At 67.5% G+C, this 17,622-nt stretch carries 18 protein-coding genes and 1 tRNA gene; 11 read left to right on the top strand and 8 right to left on the bottom strand.

Annotation, left to right across the window (positions count from 1 at the left end):
• From narI to FHU13_RS20425, 3 genes are all read left to right on the top strand, one after another.
• Window positions 1-774, top strand: a complete 774-nt coding sequence (narI, locus tag FHU13_RS20435; RefSeq protein WP_183437679.1) for a respiratory nitrate reductase subunit gamma — start codon at window positions 1-3, stop codon at window positions 772-774.
• Complete coding sequence (locus FHU13_RS20430) at window positions 771-1,697, top strand: peptidylprolyl isomerase (protein ID WP_183437678.1); 927 nt, start codon at window positions 771-773, stop codon at window positions 1,695-1,697. Before narI ends, FHU13_RS20430 begins: the two co-directional genes overlap by 4 nt.
• Window positions 1,698-1,760: 63 nt before the next feature.
• The gene (locus tag FHU13_RS20425; RefSeq protein ID WP_183437677.1) at window positions 1,761-1,964 is read left to right on the top strand and encodes a hypothetical protein; all 204 of its coding nucleotides are present in this window, start codon (window positions 1,761-1,763) and stop codon (window positions 1,962-1,964) included.
• 58 nt (window positions 1,965-2,022) lie between these two features.
• On the opposite strand, the gene FHU13_RS20420 is transcribed toward FHU13_RS20425, so the two are convergent.
• Window positions 2,023-3,510, bottom strand: coding sequence for an AMP nucleosidase (locus tag FHU13_RS20420; protein ID WP_183437676.1), 1,488 nt, complete (start codon window positions 3,508-3,510; stop codon window positions 2,023-2,025).
• A 144-nt stretch (window positions 3,511-3,654) separates the two neighbouring features.
• On the opposite strand from FHU13_RS20420, the gene tsaA reads away from it, so the two are divergent.
• Window positions 3,655-4,161 carry a tRNA (N6-threonylcarbamoyladenosine(37)-N6)-methyltransferase TrmO gene (gene tsaA, locus FHU13_RS20415; protein ID WP_183437675.1) on the top strand — a complete coding sequence of 169 codons (507 nt, stop codon included), beginning with the start codon at window positions 3,655-3,657 and terminating at the stop codon, window positions 4,159-4,161.
• A 21-nt stretch (window positions 4,162-4,182) separates the two neighbouring features.
• On the opposite strand, the gene FHU13_RS20410 is transcribed toward tsaA, so the two are convergent.
• The 5 genes from FHU13_RS20410 to FHU13_RS20390 form a co-directional block, all read right to left on the bottom strand.
• Window positions 4,183-5,493, bottom strand: a complete 1,311-nt coding sequence (locus FHU13_RS20410; RefSeq protein WP_183437674.1) for a GNAT family N-acetyltransferase — start codon at window positions 5,491-5,493, stop codon at window positions 4,183-4,185.
• A 159-nt stretch (window positions 5,494-5,652) separates the two neighbouring features.
• On the bottom strand, window positions 5,653-6,723 hold the full coding sequence (locus FHU13_RS20405) for an ATP-grasp domain-containing protein (protein WP_183437673.1): 1,071 nt from the start codon (window positions 6,721-6,723) through the stop codon (window positions 5,653-5,655).
• Window positions 6,724-6,967: 244 nt separating this feature from the next.
• Window positions 6,968-7,399: a DUF1810 domain-containing protein gene (locus tag FHU13_RS20400; protein WP_183437672.1), complete on the bottom strand. Its 432-nt coding sequence runs from the start codon at window positions 7,397-7,399 to the stop codon at window positions 6,968-6,970.
• A 7-nt stretch (window positions 7,400-7,406) separates the two neighbouring features.
• Window positions 7,407-7,613: a hypothetical protein gene (locus FHU13_RS20395; RefSeq protein WP_183437671.1), complete on the bottom strand. Its 207-nt coding sequence runs from the start codon at window positions 7,611-7,613 to the stop codon at window positions 7,407-7,409.
• A 60-nt stretch (window positions 7,614-7,673) separates the two neighbouring features.
• A complete protein-coding gene (locus FHU13_RS20390) occupies window positions 7,674-8,570 on the bottom strand; it encodes a histone deacetylase (protein WP_183437670.1) in 897 nt (298 codons plus the stop codon).
• A 116-nt stretch (window positions 8,571-8,686) separates the two neighbouring features.
• Here FHU13_RS20390 and FHU13_RS20385 point away from each other — a divergent pair, with 116 nt between their 5' ends.
• The 6 genes from FHU13_RS20385 (at window position 8,687) to FHU13_RS20360 (ending at window position 15,397) form a co-directional block, all read left to right on the top strand.
• A complete protein-coding gene (locus tag FHU13_RS20385; RefSeq protein ID WP_183437669.1) occupies window positions 8,687-9,847 on the top strand; it encodes a ceramide glucosyltransferase in 1,161 nt (386 codons plus the stop codon).
• A gap of 490 nt (window positions 9,848-10,337) precedes the next feature.
• The gene (locus FHU13_RS20380; RefSeq protein WP_183437668.1) at window positions 10,338-11,903 is read left to right on the top strand and encodes a chromosome partitioning protein ParA; all 1,566 of its coding nucleotides are present in this window, start codon (window positions 10,338-10,340) and stop codon (window positions 11,901-11,903) included.
• A gap of 23 nt (window positions 11,904-11,926) precedes the next feature.
• The gene (locus tag FHU13_RS20375; RefSeq protein ID WP_183437667.1) at window positions 11,927-12,415 is read left to right on the top strand and encodes a TolC family protein; all 489 of its coding nucleotides are present in this window, start codon (window positions 11,927-11,929) and stop codon (window positions 12,413-12,415) included.
• Between the two features lie 35 nt (window positions 12,416-12,450).
• A complete protein-coding gene (locus tag FHU13_RS20370; protein ID WP_183437666.1) occupies window positions 12,451-12,966 on the top strand; it encodes a hypothetical protein in 516 nt (171 codons plus the stop codon).
• Between the two features lie 249 nt (window positions 12,967-13,215).
• Entirely contained in the window at window positions 13,216-14,592 is a 1,377-nt protein-coding gene (eat, locus tag FHU13_RS20365; protein ID WP_183437665.1) for an ethanolamine permease, read from the top strand.
• 112 nt (window positions 14,593-14,704) lie between these two features.
• Window positions 14,705-15,397, top strand: a complete 693-nt coding sequence (locus tag FHU13_RS20360) for a glutamine amidotransferase-related protein (protein WP_183437664.1) — start codon at window positions 14,705-14,707, stop codon at window positions 15,395-15,397.
• 1 nt (window position 15,398) lies between these two features.
• Here FHU13_RS20360 and FHU13_RS20355 read toward each other — a convergent pair whose 3' ends face one another.
• Window positions 15,399-16,415 carry an aldo/keto reductase gene (locus FHU13_RS20355; RefSeq protein WP_183437663.1) on the bottom strand — a complete coding sequence of 339 codons (1,017 nt, stop codon included), beginning with the start codon at window positions 16,413-16,415 and terminating at the stop codon, window positions 15,399-15,401.
• 149 nt (window positions 16,416-16,564) lie between these two features.
• Between FHU13_RS20355 and FHU13_RS20350 the strand changes: the two genes are divergently transcribed.
• A complete protein-coding gene (locus FHU13_RS20350) occupies window positions 16,565-17,476 on the top strand; it encodes an AraC family transcriptional regulator (RefSeq protein WP_183437662.1) in 912 nt (303 codons plus the stop codon).
• A 22-nt stretch (window positions 17,477-17,498) separates the two neighbouring features.
• Here the strand turns inward: FHU13_RS20350 and FHU13_RS20345 are convergent.
• Window positions 17,499-17,583 (bottom strand) — tRNA-Leu (locus FHU13_RS20345).
• Window positions 17,584-17,622: the final 39 nt, after the last annotated feature.

Below are 17,622 nucleotides of genomic sequence, written 5' to 3'. Positions count from 1 at the left end.
ATGTGGGAGGCGGTCAATTATCTTCTCTTCGGCTGGTATCCCTATCTGGCCGTGACGGTTCTGGTGTTCGGAAGCATCCTGCGCTTCGATCGGGCGCAGTATTCCTGGCGCTCCGAATCCTCGCAGTTCCTCCGCCGCAAGCAGATGCTGGTCGGATCGAACCTGTTCCACCTCGGCATCCTGGTCATTCTGGTCGGCCATTTCGTCGGCCTGCTCACGCCGATCGCGCTGTTCGAGCGGTTCGGCATCAGCCACACGGCCAAACAGTTGATGGCCATCACGGTCGGCGGCATCGCCGGCATCGCGGCTCTGATCGGCTGCTCCCTTCTGCTTCATCGCCGCCTGTTCGATGCCCGCATCCGGCGCAGTTCGTCCATCGGCGATATCCTCGTGCTCGTCCTGATCTGGCTGCAGCTGATCGTCGGCGTCGGCAGCTTCTACTGGACGTTCCAGGCGCTCGACGGGCACGAGATGGTGCGCTTCATGGGGTGGGCTCAAGGCCTTCTCACCTTCCAGCCCGGTGCGGCGGACCTCTTGCTGGAAACGGCCCTCGTCTATCGCCTGCACATCGTCATCGGCCTGACGATCTTCCTGATCACCCCCTTCACCCGGCTCGTGCACGTCTTCAGCGCTCCGGTCTGGTACCTGTTCAGGCCGGGTTATCAGGTCGTGCGGTCGCGGCGCGGGCCGTCGCAAGCCGTTCATGATCCATTCGCGGGCGCGATCAGTGGGGCGGCCTCGATCGGACGGGCCCAGGCGGAGAGCGCGCAATGAGTGCCACGCTGGTCATCGACCGCCGCCCGGACCCGGCGATGCCGACCGGCTGCGGCAGCGGCTGCAGCTGTGCCTCGGCATCGAAGCCGCCCGTCCCGCCGCCGAGCGACGGCACCGTTTCCGTCAACGGCGTGGAGATCGCAGCCGAGGCCATCGCCCGCGAGATCCAGCATCATCCCGCGGGCGATGGCGCCACCGCCTGGAGGGCGGCCGCGCAGGCCCTCGTCGTGCGCGAATTGCTGCTCCAGGCCGCCCGGACGGCGGGCTTCGCGCCGAGCCCGGAACGGGACGATGCCGGGCGATGGGAATTGGCCGAGGAAGCGCTGATCCGCGCCGCTCTCGATCTCGCTCCCGAGCCACAGAGAGCGGGCGAGGCGGAATGCCGGCGCTACTACGAGGCGAACGTCCATCGCTTCCGCATGCCGGACCTGTTCGAGGCATCTCACATGCTGTTCGAGCCGACCTCCGACGATGCAGCGGGCTGGCAGGAGGCAGAGCGGGAGGCGCGTGTGCTGGCCGCCGAACTCGGCGACGATCCCGGTGACTTCGCCGAGGCTGCGCGCGCCTTCTCGGCCTGTCCGACGGCGCGTCAGGATGGATCGCTCGGCCAACTGCGCCGGGGCGAACTGGTGCCGGAGATCCAGGCGGCGCTGGAGAGCCTGGCCGAGGGCACCACGGGGCGCGTCCCCGTCCGATCCCGCTTCGGCTGGCATGTGCTGCGCCTGCAGCGCAGGATCCCCGGCAAGACCCTGTCCTTCGAGATGGTGGCCGGGAAGATTGCCGAGATGCTGGACGCCCGCGCCTGGACGATGAGCGCCGCCGCCTTCGTCCTGCACTTGGCGAAGGACGCGACGATCGAGGGCGTCGTCCTCGACGCCGATGTCCTGTCAAGCTTGCCCTCGTCCGGCCGTGCCCTGCCGTGACGTTCCATCGCGTCAGGTCCAGCAGGTGAAACATGTCCAGCACGTGAGAGAAGGCGTCCTATCGTGAACGATCAGCAGCGCCTCGACGGCCCGCCTCTCAACCCGACCCTGCGGAAGGTCACGGACGGCACGCACGACACGAGCCGTACGGCCGCGCCTCTCGAGAGCATCTCGATCCGCAAGCCGCATGGCGGCCACTGGGCCTGGATCTGCCTGGCGGTGTTCGTGGTCTGCGTCCTCGTCTCGCTGGTCCTCATCTTCGGATGACCCGCCGGGCGGCCGCCGTCCCGGAGGCGGCCGTTCCGGAAGCTAGGCGGATGGGACCCTATCGGAACGGTGGCTCGTCGAAACTCCTGAGCTTGCGCGAATGCAGGCCGGCCCGGTCGGCGCGCAGCGCGTCGAGCGTCGCGAGGCCGATCTTGAGATGCTCGGCCACCGCCCGCTCGTAGAAGGCATTGGCCGCACCCGGCAGCTTGATCTCGCCGTGCAGCGGCTTGTCGGAGACGCAGAGCAAGGTCCCATAAGGCACCCGCAGGCGAAAACCCTGGGCGGCGATGGTGCCGCTCTCCATGTCCACCGCGATCGCCCGCGAGAGATTGATCCGCCGCCGCTCCTGGCTGAAGCGGAGCTCCCAATTGCGGTCGTCGTAGGTTACGACCGTGCCGGTGCGCAGGCGGCGCTTGAGCGCGTCGGCCCGTTCGCCGGTCACGGCGGCAGCCGCCGATTGCAGGGCGATCTGCACCTCGGCGAGCGCCGGCACCGGGATTTCCGGCGGCACCAGATCGTCGAGGATGCGGTCGCGGCGCAGATATCCGTGGGCGAGCACGTAGTCGCCGATGGTCTGCGACTGGCGCAAACCGCCGCAATGGCCGACCATCAGCCAGCAATGCGGGCGCAGCACCGCGAGATGGTCGGTGATGGTCTTGGCGTTGGAGGGGCCGACGCCGATATTGACGAGCGTCGTGCCCTGCGGCGCCCCATCCGTGCCCCGCCCCACGAGGTGGTAGGCCGGCATCTGGTACTTGTGCCAGGGCGAGGCGGCGATCAGCGCCGCCGGGTCGGCGGAGGCCGCGTCGGCCTGCGCGACCACGATCCCGCCAGGCAGCACCAGCCGTTCCCCCTCTCCGGCGGCCAGACGCTCCAGCCCGTGGCGGACGAAGCCGTCGACGTAGCGGTGATAGTTGGTGAGCAGGATCCAGGGCTGGATCTCGCGCCAGTCCGAGCCGGTGTAGTGCACGAGCCGGCGCAGCGAGTAGTCGGTGCGCACGCCGTCGAACAGCGCGAGCGGGCGCGGATCGCCCGGGTTCTCCAGCCACAGCCCATCGGCCACCTCGTCGCCGACGACGGAGAGCAGCGGCACCGGGAACAGGGTGGCGAGGTCGCTGGCGCTGACGCCGCTGCCGCCGAGATCGGTGCCGGGCTCGACGATGTAGGGGTAGGGAATTTCCTGGCCCGAGAGGCCGACCTCGATGCCGGCGCCGTAATCGCGCACGAGCGGCCGCAACTGCTCCAGGAGATAGGCGCGGAAATAGCCGGGCTGCGTCACCGTGGTGGCATAGAGCCCCGGCGCCTGGAACTTGGCGGTGGCCCGGTTGAGCCGCGGCAGCGGCCCCGTGGGCTGGTAGGTCAGGCGCAGTTCGGGATAGCGGAACTGAAGCCGTTCGGTCGCGTCCGGCGCAATCCGGTGTTCGAGGTAGCGCGCCAGCGCCACTTGGAGCGCCTGCGTCGCCCCCGCGTGGAGCTTTTCGAGCCGATCAACGGCCGTCTCCGCATCGGGGACAGCCTCCATCGGCCGCAACTCGTCGATGACCATGTCCTCTCCCCGCTTACCCCACAGTGTCTACACCGACCCGGGCAGCGAGACGAGCAAGCGGCTTGCACGGGACGTGCCCACCTTGCGGTCGCATCGCGCTGGAGGGACAAGGCGAGCCGGCACAGAGGAGGGGAGCGAGGGCGGATGAACGAGGATGTCGAGCGGCGTCCCGGCGAGGAGGCGATCCCACTGCCCGCCGAATACGATGCCGGCCTCTACTTCATCGGCCGGGTGCGCACGCCCTGGAAAGCCCGGGCCGAGTGCCCGAAGAACGGCACGCAGACGGATGCGGTCTGCACGCTCGAGGTCGATGCGCTCTATCGGCCGGCACTCCAGAACCTGGAGGGCGCCACCCACCTGATCGTTCTGTACTGGATGGACCGGGCGGCGCGCGACCTCGTGCGCCAGCAGCCCCGCCACGCATCCGGCAGCCGCGGGACCTTCTCGCTCCGCTCACCGGCGCGGCCGAACCCCATTGCCCTGGCCGTCGTCGAGCGGCTCGCCATCGCCAACGGCACCGTGAGCGTCCGCGGGCTCGACTGCGTCGACGGCACGCCGCTGCTCGACATCAAGCCCTACTACGCCTCGACCGACAGCCGGCCGGAGGCCCAGGTCGATCGCGCCGGCACGGAGGCACGGGCGACGTCCTGATCGATCCGGATCGGGACGCCGCTACGACTCCGTCCCTCCCTGCCGCGTCGCCGCGGCCCCCGCCTTCGCCGTCCACCGGGCCAGGACGCGCAGGTAGACCGGTTTGACGTGGGTCTTGTAGGTCCGCCGGGCCAAGCCCCGCCCCTGCCGGAAGAACCTCTCGGCGAGAGCCGTCAGCCGGCCACGCACGGAGCCGCCCGGGGTGACGTCGATCAGGAGATCGGCGATCTCGCGGCGCTCCGGCCAGATCAGAGCCAGGGCTGCCGACGTGTCCCGGTTGCAGGAGTCGATGGTGTCGATGTCCCCATTCGCGAACACCGTCTCGGGCATCGCCTCCATCAGCAGCGATCCCGGCCCGCATTTCGCGTAACCCTCGTCATACGCCATCTTCCAACCGAACGCCGTGCGGCCGGATCGCAGCCAGATGCTCATCGCAATGGCCCGATCGTCCAAGCGCAGGGCCTCGATGCCGGCGCAGCCGTCCCGCGCCAGCCCCACGATCATCGTCTGCGCGAAGGCGCGAAGCGGCGGCGCGTTGCGGATCGCCCGCCCGCGCCGGCTTTTCCGGCCCTTCCAGCCGGCGGCCTCCAGGTCGAGGAACTCTTGGAATGCCGTGCTGACCTCCTCCGGCTTGCGATAGCTGACGTGGCGCAGCTCACCGCGCTCCGCGAGCCGCTTGCGATGCCGCCGCAAATCGGCACGCCGTTTCGACGAGACCGCGTGGGCTGGTGCCGCCTGTCCCGCAGCCGGCGCATCGAGCTTGGCGCGTTGCCGGCGCTCGATGGCGACGATGCTTCCCCCCTGCCGGCCGGCCGCGGCAACGAGCGCTGAGAAGACCGGCCCGTCCGCCGCGATCTGATTGGCGCAGATCAACTTCGGCAGGGTGGGATCGCGGGCGACGGCCTCCAGCATCGCCGCCAGGGCCTCGACCGCGCGCTCGCGATCGAGCACGGGCGAGCCGAGGAAGGTCAGTGAGTTGCACGGGGCTTCCAGCGTCCGGATCGGCAGGCGCGAGGAGGGACGGGCGATCACGAGGAGCCACACGCCGATCAGGTCAGCCCCTCCATCGGCGCGACGAGACCAGGCGAGGAGAACGTGCAGCGGCGTCTCGGTCACCGTGTACATCGCACCGGCGACGGCGGGCTCCATGAACACGTTCGGCTCGGCGCAGCGTTGAACCAAGCGGCGCCACTCCGAGGCGAGTGCGCGGAATCGCGGCGGCGCAGCGACCTCGACGCAGACCGGCGGCCGGAATGGAGTTGCGTCGTCCGTCGCCGGGGCGGAGACAGACTCAGCCGCATGCAGGCTCTTGAAGTCGCCGCTCGAATCCATGGACGGCCCTCCCCGGCATCGCTGCCTCAGCGACGTCATCTCGGTCCCGTTCGAGAACGACGACAAAGCCGCGCTCGAAGCACGCGTTCTTCAGGGGTACATCCGGATGAGCGGACCGGACGCGGCACCGTCCTGGCAGACGGCGGTCGCCCCGTTGCCTCACAGGAGTTGTCCGCCGGCGAGACGATAGCGGCCTATCGCGCTCTGAAATCCGGCCCAGGCCGAGATGGCCGGATCGCGGATGATGTAGCGGAGATAGGCCCGCTCGGCCCGGTTCAGGCGCCAGGGCGTGAGCAGATTTCCGCACAGGCGGCGCGGCGATCGGATCTTGAGCGTCTCGGAGTCCGACGGACCTCTCTCTCCGTCGCGCAGACGGCAGCCGAGGGTGACGAAGTTCAGGCCCGCCAGCATCGCCACCTCCATATGATACCAGAAGCGTGGGTTGCACTCGATGAAGGCGATCCGGCCGTCCGGGCTCCGGCGGATGTCGAACCCGATCACACCCCGATAGTGGAAGTGCTCGATCAACCTGCGGGCATGCTCATCGATGACGGGAACCCTGATCTCCTCCAATTTGGTGAGCGTCCGGCGGTAGGAAAACGAAGCCACGATCCGCCCGGCGTCGCACAGGTAAAAACTGCTCAGCTCTTCGCCGGGAATGTACTCCTGGCAGATGATCGGCAAGTAGTTGAGATGCTCGGGAAGCGCCTCGGCTGAATCGATCCTCCGCACGCCGTAGCCGCCCGACATCGCGGCCGGCTTCAAAATCAGAGGGAAACCGAGACGGTCGTATTCGGGGTCGCGGCGCAGATCCGCCATCGTGTCGAAACGCCGCGTCACGGGGACGGGAAGACCGAGGTCGGCGCAGACACCGGCGAAGCGCCACTTGTCGTCGAGTGCGTCGAACGTGTCCTGAGCCGGCACCGGATAGAACGGTGCTCCGATCTGAGCACCGTGAATGGACAGGAGGCGCGTCGTCCGGCTGCAACTCGGCAGCACCAAATCGATGTCGTGGACTGCACAGAGCCGACGAATCTCGGCTAAGTCGGGTGGCTGAAGATTGGAGAAATCGCCCGTGAATGCGATGAAGCGTTCGCAGAACCGGGATCGTTTTAGAAGATGCGCGTCGTCCGCACCCAGCACGTAGACTTCATCGAAACATTCGCTCGCGCATCGCAAGACTCGGTACTGGATGCGCGAGCCACTGGCCAGAACAAGCGCGCGCTTCATCGCAAAGCCTCATGTCCGACCAATCCCTGAGCAACCAGAGAACGGACTCATCATTGTGTTTTATGATCGTCGGTTTCGGGCCATCTATGGTTAAGTGAAAAATAACGTCAACGACCCTGCATCAACAGGGTCGGATTTTGTATCAGTTCTATACTGATGCGCGTGCGGGAGATATTGAGCTAGAACCCAATTGCCGCTTTCCGGCCCTATCGAAAAAGAAGGCCGGGCCGGGCATGGACTCGGATCATCGCTGTGACAGCTTCTCCAAGGTCAGCGGGTCGGGCTGGCCATCGAAGAACGTCGCGAGCGCGCGGGCGAAGTCCGGCGCTTTCGGATCGGCCCGTGCGAACAGCGTCATCGAGGAGCGGAACTTCACGTCGTCGGGTGCGCCGAACAGGGCATGGGCTGAGCGGTCCTCGCAGGCGTTCGCGGCCCGAGTGCAGATCCGCAACCTTTCACCGAGCAGCGGGTGGGCGAGATAGGCCTGCGCTTCGGCCAGGGAGCCGATCGCGTAGCGCCGGGCCATGGCGCTCGAACCGAGCCCGGCGAGCTGAGGGAAGATGAACCACATCCAGTGGCTCCGCTTGCGCCCGCTCCGCAATTCCGCGAGTGCGCTCTCGTAGACGCTGTCCTGTGCCTCCACGAAGCGGTTCAGGCCGAACGCGTCCTCCATCATGATTCCCTCACTCTCTCGGGCTCAGTCGAGTGGCGATCGGCTCGCCGAGGCGCACGATGGTCTCCATGCCCTGCGGCGTGTGCGCCAGGATGTCGTCGCTCGGGCGCCACCGCGGCTTGGTCTCGTAGGTGGTCTGGTGATCGGGCATCCATTCCTCGACCGCCTGTCCGCGGTCACGGTCCCACAGCATCATCGGCTTCGGATCGGCCGGCATCGTCTCTCCCTGTCCTGTCCCGCGTGAGGCAGGGCAACTGGCAGAAACGGGCTGCGTTCCTCAGGCCAAAGCCGCCATCGCCTCGAAGACGAGGGCGTGGCGCGCCGCCAAGGCGTCCACGTCGCCGCCGTATCCGCCGCCGATCACCGCGCAGAGCGGGACGTTCTGAGCCTGCGCGAGGCCGACCACGTACCGGTCGCGGGCGCGCAGGCCGTCGTCGGTCAGGCAGAGGCGGCCGAGCCGGTCGTCGCGGTGCGGATCGACACCGGCATTGTAGAAGATCAGATCCGGCGCGAAGCTCTGGACGAGGCCGGGCAGGCGCGCCACCAGCATAGCGAGGTACTCGGCGTCGCCGAGCCCGTCGGGCAGGCCGATATCGAGGTCGCCCGGCACTTTGTCGTGCGGATAGTTGCGTTCGCAGTGGATCGAGAGCGTGAACAGGTCCGGCTCGCGGCCGAGGCAGTCGGCGGTGCCATCGCCTTGGTGCACGTCGAGATCGATGATGAGCGCCCTCCTGATGGCCCCCTCCTGCCTCAGGGCGAGGGCAGCGACCGCCACGTCGTTGAATACGCAGAAGCAGGCCCCACCGGCTCGTCGCGCGTGGTGGCTGCCGCCGGCCGTGCTGCCGGCGAGCCCGTGGCTGAGCGCAAGGCGCGCGGCGTGCAGCGTCCCCCCGGCCGAAGCGCGGGCGCGGGCGGCGACGCCCTCCGTCACCGGCAGGCCGATCGCGCGCTCGATCGCGCGCGGCACCTGAAGGGCGAGCACGGCCTCGACGTAGCCCGGATCGTGCGCGCCCGACAGCAGGGCCGCGTCGGCGGGCTCCGGCGTGACGAAGCCGTCCGGCGCGAGACCGCGGGCGCGCAGGATCTCGGCGAGGCGCCCGTATTTGCGCATCGGAAAGCGGTGGCCCGCCGGCAATTCGGCCTCGTAGGCCGGATGGAACACGATCGGGATCAAGGAGACGGCCTGGGACGGCGTTTGCAGTGTCACACGCCTGATAAGGCGGCGCTGCTAGGGGCGTGATGGGACGCGCCGTCGCGCCCGGACAAACGATCGACGGGAGACGCCGCGCAATGATCGCCCTGCCGGAGAGCGTCGCGTCCGCCGCCCTCGCGCTCTGCGCGGCCCTCGTTGCCGTCAACCTCGCCAGCCTCGCGGTGGCGGCCCTGCGCATCGGGCGCAAGGGGAAACCTTCCGCTTCCCCAGCGGGCGCCCCCGTCTCGGTGGTGCGGCCCCTGCGCGGCCTGGAGGCGTTCAGCGAGGAGACTCTGCTGGCGAGCTTCCGGCTCGACTATCCAGCCTACGAGCTGATCTTCTGCGTAGCGGATGCGGGCGATCCCGTGCTGCCGCTCTTAGAGCGGATGCGGGTGGCACACCCGCAGATACCCTCGCGCCTGATCCTGGGTGACGAGCGCATCGGCGGCAATCCGAAGCTCAACAACTGCGTGCGCGGCTGGGACGCCGCCCGGTACGACTGGGTGATCCTCGCCGATTCCAACATCCTGATGCCGCCCGACTACATCCAGCAGATGCAGGCGGCGTGGCGCAGCGACAGCGGCCTCGTCTGCTCGACGCCGATCGGATCGCGGCCGGAAAACTTCTTCGCCGAGGTGGAGTGCGCCTTCCTCAACACCCTGCAGGCCCGCTGGCAATACGCCGGCGAGGCGCTCGGACTCGGCTTCGCCCAGGGCAAGAGCATGCTCTGGAACAAGCCGTTCCTGGAAGCGCAGGGCGGCATCCGCGCGCTGAACGCCGAAATCGCCGAGGATGCCGCCGCGACCAAGCTCGTGCGCGCGGCAGGCAAGCGCGTCCATCTCGTCGCGGCGCCCTTCCGGCAGCCGCTCGGGCACCGCGACCTGGCGGAGGTCTGGTCGCGTCAGGTGCGATGGGCGCGGTTGCGGCGGGTCACGTTCCCGCTGTTCTTCGCGCCCGAGATCGGCATCGGCGCCCTGCTGCCGCTGGTGCTGACGGGTGTCTTGGCGGGAACCGCCGAGGCCGCCCTCTGGCTCGTTGCGGCTGGCGCACTGTGGTACGGGGCCGAAGCGGCGCTGGCGGTCCGCGCAGGCTGGCACCGCTCGCCGCGGATGCTCGCCGCCTTCCTCGTCCGCGACGCTCTGCTTCCGGCAATCTGGGCGAGTGCCTGGGCCCGCACCGCCATTGTCTGGCGCGGCAACGCCATGGACATCCGCACCCGCGATGCTGCCCCGTTGGAGACGGGACCGAGCGCGGCCTGACCGTGCCCGCTCCCCTGTACGCGCGACCGGGAGCGGTCTCAGCCCCGACGTGAGGCGGTTTCCGCGCGATCAAGGGGTATCGGTGAGCCATCAGAGGCAGCGGACATCGTTCGCGCGGGCCTTCCCGTCGGAGCAGCATCAGCCGGCATCGCGAGCCCCCATACCGGCCCCGGTCGGCCGCCGCGCCCTCGCAACCACCAGCTCGATAGTCCGCCCTGATTGGATCCAAGCTTAGTAGAAATACAAATCTGTTATCGGAGGCATTCCATCATCAGAGCCAGAACGCAAAGATCGCCAAGACATTTCCGACCATAAGCATAAGATATGAAATGATTGAATAACTTTCCAAAATAATCAAAAATATGGCCAAGCTTTCGTCCAAAAGAAGCCTGTTGCCAACGAAACAGACGACTCGCCTTAGGCAGCGGATCTGTTAAAAATGCTTTAAGCACCGCGCGTTCGCCGTGTTGTCAGGGGGGATTACACCGCGATGGCTTGGATGCCGTTCCGAAACGTGCTGCCGACGTCATCCGCCCCACGCGACCGGGATGCGCAGCAACGGCCTGTGGATTCCGAGCCGTCCCCCGCGCCGCGGATGCCGAAGGCCGCCGTCCCCGAACTGATGGAGGGCGGTCGACGCCCTCGCCCCGCGCCGGAGCCGGCTGCGCCGACGCTCGATGCCATCGGTCAGCGTGACGAGGTCGTCCGGCAGCGCATCGATGCGATGGTCAGCCGGTTGGAGGACCTGCGCAGCCTTCAGGATGATTTCACGCTGATCCTGCAGCCGCTGGCGAGCATCAGCAGCGAGCTTTCCAAAGCCAGCGTGCGGATCGCCGAACTTGAGAGCACGCTGTCCCAGGAAGTCAGCGCCAACGGCAGCCTGCGCGACGAGGTCGCGGACCTGTCCGCGAAGCTGTCACGCCTGACCAGCGAGCTCGTGGATTCGCAGGCGCAAGCGAAGCGAACGCTTGAAAACTTGCGCGAACGCGACGCGGCGGTCGAAGCGTATCAGATCGATCAGCGCGACAAGCTGTCGGCCATCGAGAACCTGGAGCGCCAGCTCTTCTCCGAGGTCGAGCAGAACAAGGCCCTGGCGAGCGAAAGCCGGGCGCTGCGGCAGGAAGCGCAAGCCGCCGATAGCGCCCTGGCACGGTCCGAGCACGAGCTGAATAATATCCGCGAGAAGAACAGTCTGCTGGAGACGGATGGGCGCCGGCTCCAGCTTCTCAGCGAAGAGCAGGCGACACAGCTCGCGGATCTCGATGCCCGCCATCGTGACCTGACGGCCACCGCCGAGGCGGACCGGCAGCGCTTGCGTCTCATCGAGACGCAGCTCGCGACGGAAATCTCCGTGCGGGAGCGGAACGAGGTCCAGCACGAAACAGAATTGGCCGCGCTCCGGAACGATCGCGCCAGTCTCGCGATGAAACTCGAAGCCGCCTTGAACCGCGCGGCTTCGACGGAGCAGTTGCTGGTGCAGGCGCGTAATCAGTTGCGGGACAAGGACGAGGAGTTCCGCGCCGTCGATCGCAACTTCAAGGAAGCGACGATCGCGCGCAGCACGCTGGAACGGCGCCTCGAAGCTCTCCAGGCCGACCTCTCCCGCCAGACCGAACGTTTCCTGGAAATCCAGAGAGTTCGCGGCGAACTCGACAGCCGCTGCGACATGCTCAACAAGGCACTGGCCGCCAAAGATGCCGCGATCGAGCAGACGATGAACCGCAACGCGGTTCTGAACGATCGCATCGAGCACCTCACTCACCGGCACGAAGCCGCCCGCGCCGATCTCGAGGCCTCCAATCGGAGACTGATGGAGGAATTGCAGAACGAGCGTTCGGAGCGTGCCCTGCTGCAGGGAGCTCTCGATATCGCACGCGAAAGCCGCGCGACGCTTCAAAAGCAGCACGATGCCTTGAAACGCTCAGGTCGCCCCTGGCGGGAGCAGATGAACGACGACGCCGAGGTAGAGACGGCGCAGGCCTCGGCCGAAGAGGTGAGCAACGTTCGCCCGTTTACCTCCACCGGCAAGTCGGCCTCATCCGACGCCTCTCGCTGAAGCAGAATTGAAAGGATCGTTGAATGTCGGAGCAAGCTGTGAAGGATACCCCCTCCTCCGGCAACTCGATTCTCATGAGAGCTTGGCAGGCCAACGTGACGCGACCGGGAGACAAGGTCATTAATTTCTCGCCCGCAACGTCCGAGAGCGCGTCGTCCTCCGAGGGAGGCGCGTCCGTGCTGCCACCGCGTGACTGGGTCTCGGCGATCGATCTGGTGCAGGAGGCGGCGGAAGCCATCCGGATCAGTGAAGAGCGCGCCGTCGATCTCGAGAATCAGCTGAGGAACGTCATCAGCCAAGCTGAGGACGAGGTGCGGCAACTTCAGAAGACGATCGCATCGAACCAGCTCCTGTTGGCTCAGGCGGAAGACCGCGCCCGCCGCGCCGAGACGCGCGCGAAGGAGGCGGAGACCTGGCTGGTGCGGATCCACGACGCCGTGTTCACGGCTTTCGGCTCCAAGACCAAGACCAGCACCGCGGAACCGGGGGATAGCGGACAAGACATGCCCTGAGGCGAGATCTCGGTCTGATGCAAGATCTCGGTCTGATGAACGTCGAGCGCCCCTATCCGACGACATGTCCGCCGGACGGCGAGCCTCGTCTGCCGGCTCAGGCCGCCGAGCGGACCATGTTCGATATCGAGGTTGGGTTGTACGATGCGCTCGGCCTGGTGAAGCAGGCCGCGGACACGATCCATGATCTGCAGCGATGGAAAGCCACGATCGAGCCGCAGACATTGAGCCTGATCCAGAGCGTCCAGCAGGAGCGCGCCCAGTGGCAGTTGGAGCGAACGGCTCTGCTTGAAGAAATCCGTGAATGCCGGCTGACGACCAGCGCCACAAAGATGGCCCTGCAAACGGCTCTTGCGGAGAAGGAGATGCTGTTGCGGCGCTATCACGACGCGAAGGCGGCTGCAGCGGCTTCCGAGGAGCGCGCCGGGGCGGCGGAGGATTTGCTCGCCTTCATCTATCAGACCTTCCATGTCGAGCTCGGCGGTGCCTCCGGAGCCGGCAAAACCCGCCTTCCGTCTCATGCGGCCGGTGAACGGGTCTCTCCCGAGTAGACAACCCCTTCATGGCGATGGCTCTCGGAGTGCCGCGTTGCCGGGGCCGGGAGGGCGACCGCCGGCATACCATTCAGGTTCTGGGGAACCCGTTCGGTCACGGACGCGCGTGACACGGCGCGCCCGACGACATGGAAACGGCAACGCTCTTGCTTGGCATCAGCCCCATGGCCCTGCCTCATGCCCCATGCCCTCCGGCGGATGCCGTACCGGAGGCTGCGCTTCGGGTCGGGAATGCGGAGATGCACGATGCCGACGCCTTCGACCGCGCTCGATAAGAGCCTCAACGCCTTCCATCTCTGGGGTATCGCCGTCGGGCTCGTGATCTCGGGCGAGTATTTCGGGTGGAGCTACGGCTGGGCACAAGCCGGCACTCTCGGCTTCCTTGTCACGACGCTGTGCGTGGCCGCGATGTACGTGGCGTTCATCTTCAGCTTCACCGAACTCACCACCGCGATTCCGCAGGCCGGCGGCCCCTTCGCCTATTCCCTGCGCGCGTTCGGTCCCACCGGCGCAGCGGTCGCTGGCTACGCCACCCTGATCGAGTTCGTGTTCGCCCCACCCGCGATCGCGCTCGCCATTGGTGCCTATCTCAACGTCCAGTTTCCGAGCCTCGATCCGAAGCACGCGGCGCTCGGTGCCTACCTGCTGTTCATGGGGCTCAACATCGTCGGCGTGCGCATCGCCGCCACCTTCGAGCTGTTCGTCACCGTGCTGGCGGTCGGCGAACTCTTGGTCTTCATGGGCGTCGTCGCCCCGGCCTTCAGCCTCGCGAACTTCGCTGCCGGCGGCTGGGCCGGACAGGACGCGTTCGGCCCAGCCGCGATCGGCGGCATCTTCGCGGCGATCCCGTTCGCGATCTGGTTCTTCCTGGCCATCGAGGGCGTCGCCATGGCCGCGGAAGAGGCGAAGGATCCCAAGCGCACCATCCCCATCGCCTACATCACCGGCGTGCTGACGCTGACCGTGCTCGCCTTCGGGGTGATGCTGTTTGCCGGCGCCGCCGGGGACTGGAAGAGCCTCTCCGATCTCAACGATCCCCTGCCCCAGGCGATGAAGCGGGTGGTGGGTGAGTCGAGCGGCTGGCTGCACATGCTGGTCTGGCTCGGCCTGTTCGGGCTCGTCGCCTCTTTTCACGGCATCATCATGGGCTATGCCCGCCAGATCTTCGCGCTGGCCCGCGCCGGTTTCCTGCCGGCGGTGTTCGCGCAGGTACATCCGCGCTTCCAGACTCCGCACGTGGCGACGCTGGCCGGTGGCATCATCGGTATCGCGGCGATCTACAGCGACAACCTGATCAGCGTCGCCGGTCAGTCGCTCACCGCCAGTATCGTGACGATGGCGGTGTTCGGCGCCCTCACCATGTACGTCATGAGCATGGCCGCCCTGCTCCGCCTGCGTCGGGCCGAGCCGGACCTCGCCCGGCCCTACCGGGCACCGCTCTATCCCTACGCGCCGGCCTTCGCGCTGGTCGTGGCCGTCATCTGCCTCGTGGCGCTCGTGGTATATAACCCGCTGATCTTCGCGATCTTCGCGGCAGTGATGGGTGTGGCCGTGCTGCTGGTCAGGCTTGTAGCGAAGCCCGCGGCTCCGGCGACGGTTTCCGCCTTCGATCCGGCGATCTAGAGCATCGTCCTGGATACCGGATCCCGGACGATGCTCTAGGCTCTTGCTTCTGCATCGTCTTTTTCCAAAAGCCGGTGACCACCTCTCGGGACGATGCTCTAAATCCTGCCCCATGAAGATCGCCATCCTCGAGACCGGCCACCCGCCCGAGCGGCTGGGCGGGCGTTTTCCCTCCTACGGCGCGATGGTCGAGGCGCTGATCGGGGACGGTCACGTCTTTTCGTGCTTCGACGTCACGGCGGGCCATTGGCCAGAGGCGCCGGCGGAATTCGACGCCCTCGTCATCACCGGCTCACCCGCCTCAGTCTACGACCCGATCCCATGGGTCGAAGACCTGCTCAACTTCCTGCGCGGCCTCGACCCATCGAAAAAACTCGTCGGCCTCTGCTTCGGGCATCAGGCCCTGGCGCAGGCCTTCGGCGGTCGAGTGGAGCGGTCGCAGCGCGGCTGGGGCCTGGGACTGCACGCCTACAAGGTGGTGGACCGCGCGCCCTTCATGGACGATGCGAATACCATCGCAATCCCTGTGAGCCATCAGGATCAGGTCGTGTCCCTGCCGCCCGGCGCGCGTGTGCTCGCGGGCAGCGCCTTCACGCCCTACGGCGTCTTGGCCTGGAACGACCGCCCTGCACTCTCCTTTCAGTGCCATCCTGAGTTTGCGCCGGATTATGCCCGCGCGCTCACCGACGGCCACCGGGCCGGCGCGACCGACGCGGCCCTGGTGCCGGCGGCTTTGGCCTCGCTGGAAGCGCCGCACGACAGCGCCCGCGTCGGCGGCTGGATCCGGCGCTTCCTGCGCGAATAGGTCAGGCGCGGTAGGCGCCCTGCCGCTCCAGCATCCAGCCGGGATATTCCGACGGCAACTGGGTGGCCGCGTCGAGCCGCGCGAGGTCGTCGGCGTCGAGCCGCACCCGTGTCGCGCCGATATTGTCCTGAAGCTGCCCGACGCGCTTGGCCCCGACGATGACGCTGGTGACCACCTCGCGGTGCAGGAGCCACGCGAGCGCCACCTGGGCCACGCTGCAGCCCCTCGCTTCGGCGATTGCCCGCATCGCGTCGAGCGTGCCGGCGCCGCGGGCCCGGTCGATTGGCGGGAAATCGAAGGTGGTGCGCCGCCCGTCCGACGCCGCGCCCTCGCCGTCATACTTGCCCGAGAGATAACCGCCGGCGAGGGGGCTCCACACCATCAGCCCCACGCCCTCGGCGGTCAACATCGGCGCGATCTCGCGCTCGAGATCGCGCCCGACGAGGGTATAGTAGGCCTGAAGCGAGACGATGGGCGCGAGCCGGCGCATCTCGGCGATCCCCACCGCCTTCATCACCTGCCACGCCGCCCAGTTCGACAGGCCGAGGTAGCGGACATGGCCGTGGCGCACGAGGGTGTCGAGCGCCTCCAGGGTCTCGGCGATCGGTGTCGCCGGATCGAAGCCGTGGATCTGGTAGAGGTCGATATGATCGAGGCCGAGCCGGGCGAGGCTCGCCTTGCACTGGCTGAGGATGTGCCCGCGCGAGGCGCCGCGGGCGTTCGGGCCCTCGCCCATCGGACCCAGCACTTTGGTGGCGATCACCACGTCGTCGCGGGCGATGCCGAGATTTTTGAGCGACTGGCCGAGGATGCGCTCGCTCATCCCGGCCGCGTAGACGTTGGCGGTGTCGATGAAGTTGATGCCGGCATCGAATGCGGTCCTCACGAGGGTGTCGGCCTCGTCCTGGCCGAGCCGGCCGATCTGACCCCAAAATCCTTCGCTTCCGCCGAAGGTCATGGTGCCGAGGCAGAGTTCGGACACGAACAGGCCGCTCCGGCCGAGGGGGCGCATACGCATGGAGAGGGTCTCCGTCTGGAAGGGACGGCCTCTGTTACGGCTTTCAAGCCATTCCGCGCGCGACCGATCCTCTCAAGCTCTTGCCCGATTCTCTCAAAACGGCCTTCCGCCCCTGCGCGGACGCAGCGCGTGCACTAAGATCCTGACCGATGACGACGGACCTCTCCGGCCTCGCAGCTCTGATCGAACGGCAATGGCATCGCTTCGGCCGGGAAACGCCGCTCGACGGACTGCTCCTCAACCGGGCCGAGACGCCGAGCGGGCCGATCCGCTCGGTCTACCGACCTTCCTTCTGCGTCGTCGTGCAGGGCGCCAAGGCGACGCTGCTCGGGGAAACCGCCTATCGCTACGCCGCGGGTCAGGCGCTGCTGGCCTCCCTCGATCTCGCCGTGACGGCCCGGATCACCGAGGCGAGCCCGGCCCGTCCCTACCTCGCGCTCAACCTCGCGATCGATCTCGACGCCCTGGGCGACCTGCTCAGCGGCCAGGCGGAGACCCTCGCCGAAGCGACGGCGCTCGCCCCGGCTTTCGCGCCCTTGCGCACCGTCGTGCTCGATCCCGACCTGTGCGATCCTCTCGCGCGCCTCCTGACCCTGCTCGATCACCCCCGCGACCGTCCGGTGCTGGCGCCGCTGATCGGGCGGGAAATCGTCTGGCGCCTCCTCGGCGGTCCGCTCGGCCCGGCCCTGCGGCAGATCGGCCTGCCCGAGAGCCACGCCGCGCGGATCAGCCGGGCGACGGCGTGGATCCGCGACCACTACGCGCAAACCCTGCGCGTAGCCGACTTGGCAGCGCTCGCGCGGATGAGCCAAGCGAGCTTCCATCGCCACTTCAAGGCCGTGACGACGATGACGCCGGTCCAGTTTCAGAAGCAGGTCCGGCTCCACGAGGCGCGGCGCCTGCTGCTCGCGGCCAACGACGTGGCAGGCGTGGGCTACGCCATCGGTTACGAGAGTCCGTCGCAATTCAGTCGCGACTATCGCCGCCTGTTCGGCGCCCCACCCGGACGGGATGGCGCCGCGATCCGCGCGCGCCTCACGGCCGAGCCGACGCTGCCGTGATCGATCTCGATGTGGGGGTGTTTGGTGCGGGTAGAGGGAATCGAACCCCCACGCCTTTCGGCTGGCGATTTTGAGTCGCCCGCGTCTACCAGTTCCGCCATACCCGCGACGCTTCCGCCTCTTGGCACAAGCCGGGGCGCCGGACC

This window comes from Methylobacterium sp. R2-1, from assembly GCF_014191355.1.
GTDB lineage: Bacteria > Pseudomonadota > Alphaproteobacteria > Rhizobiales > Beijerinckiaceae > Methylobacterium.
This window is presented reverse-complemented; position numbering and strand designations above follow the sequence as displayed.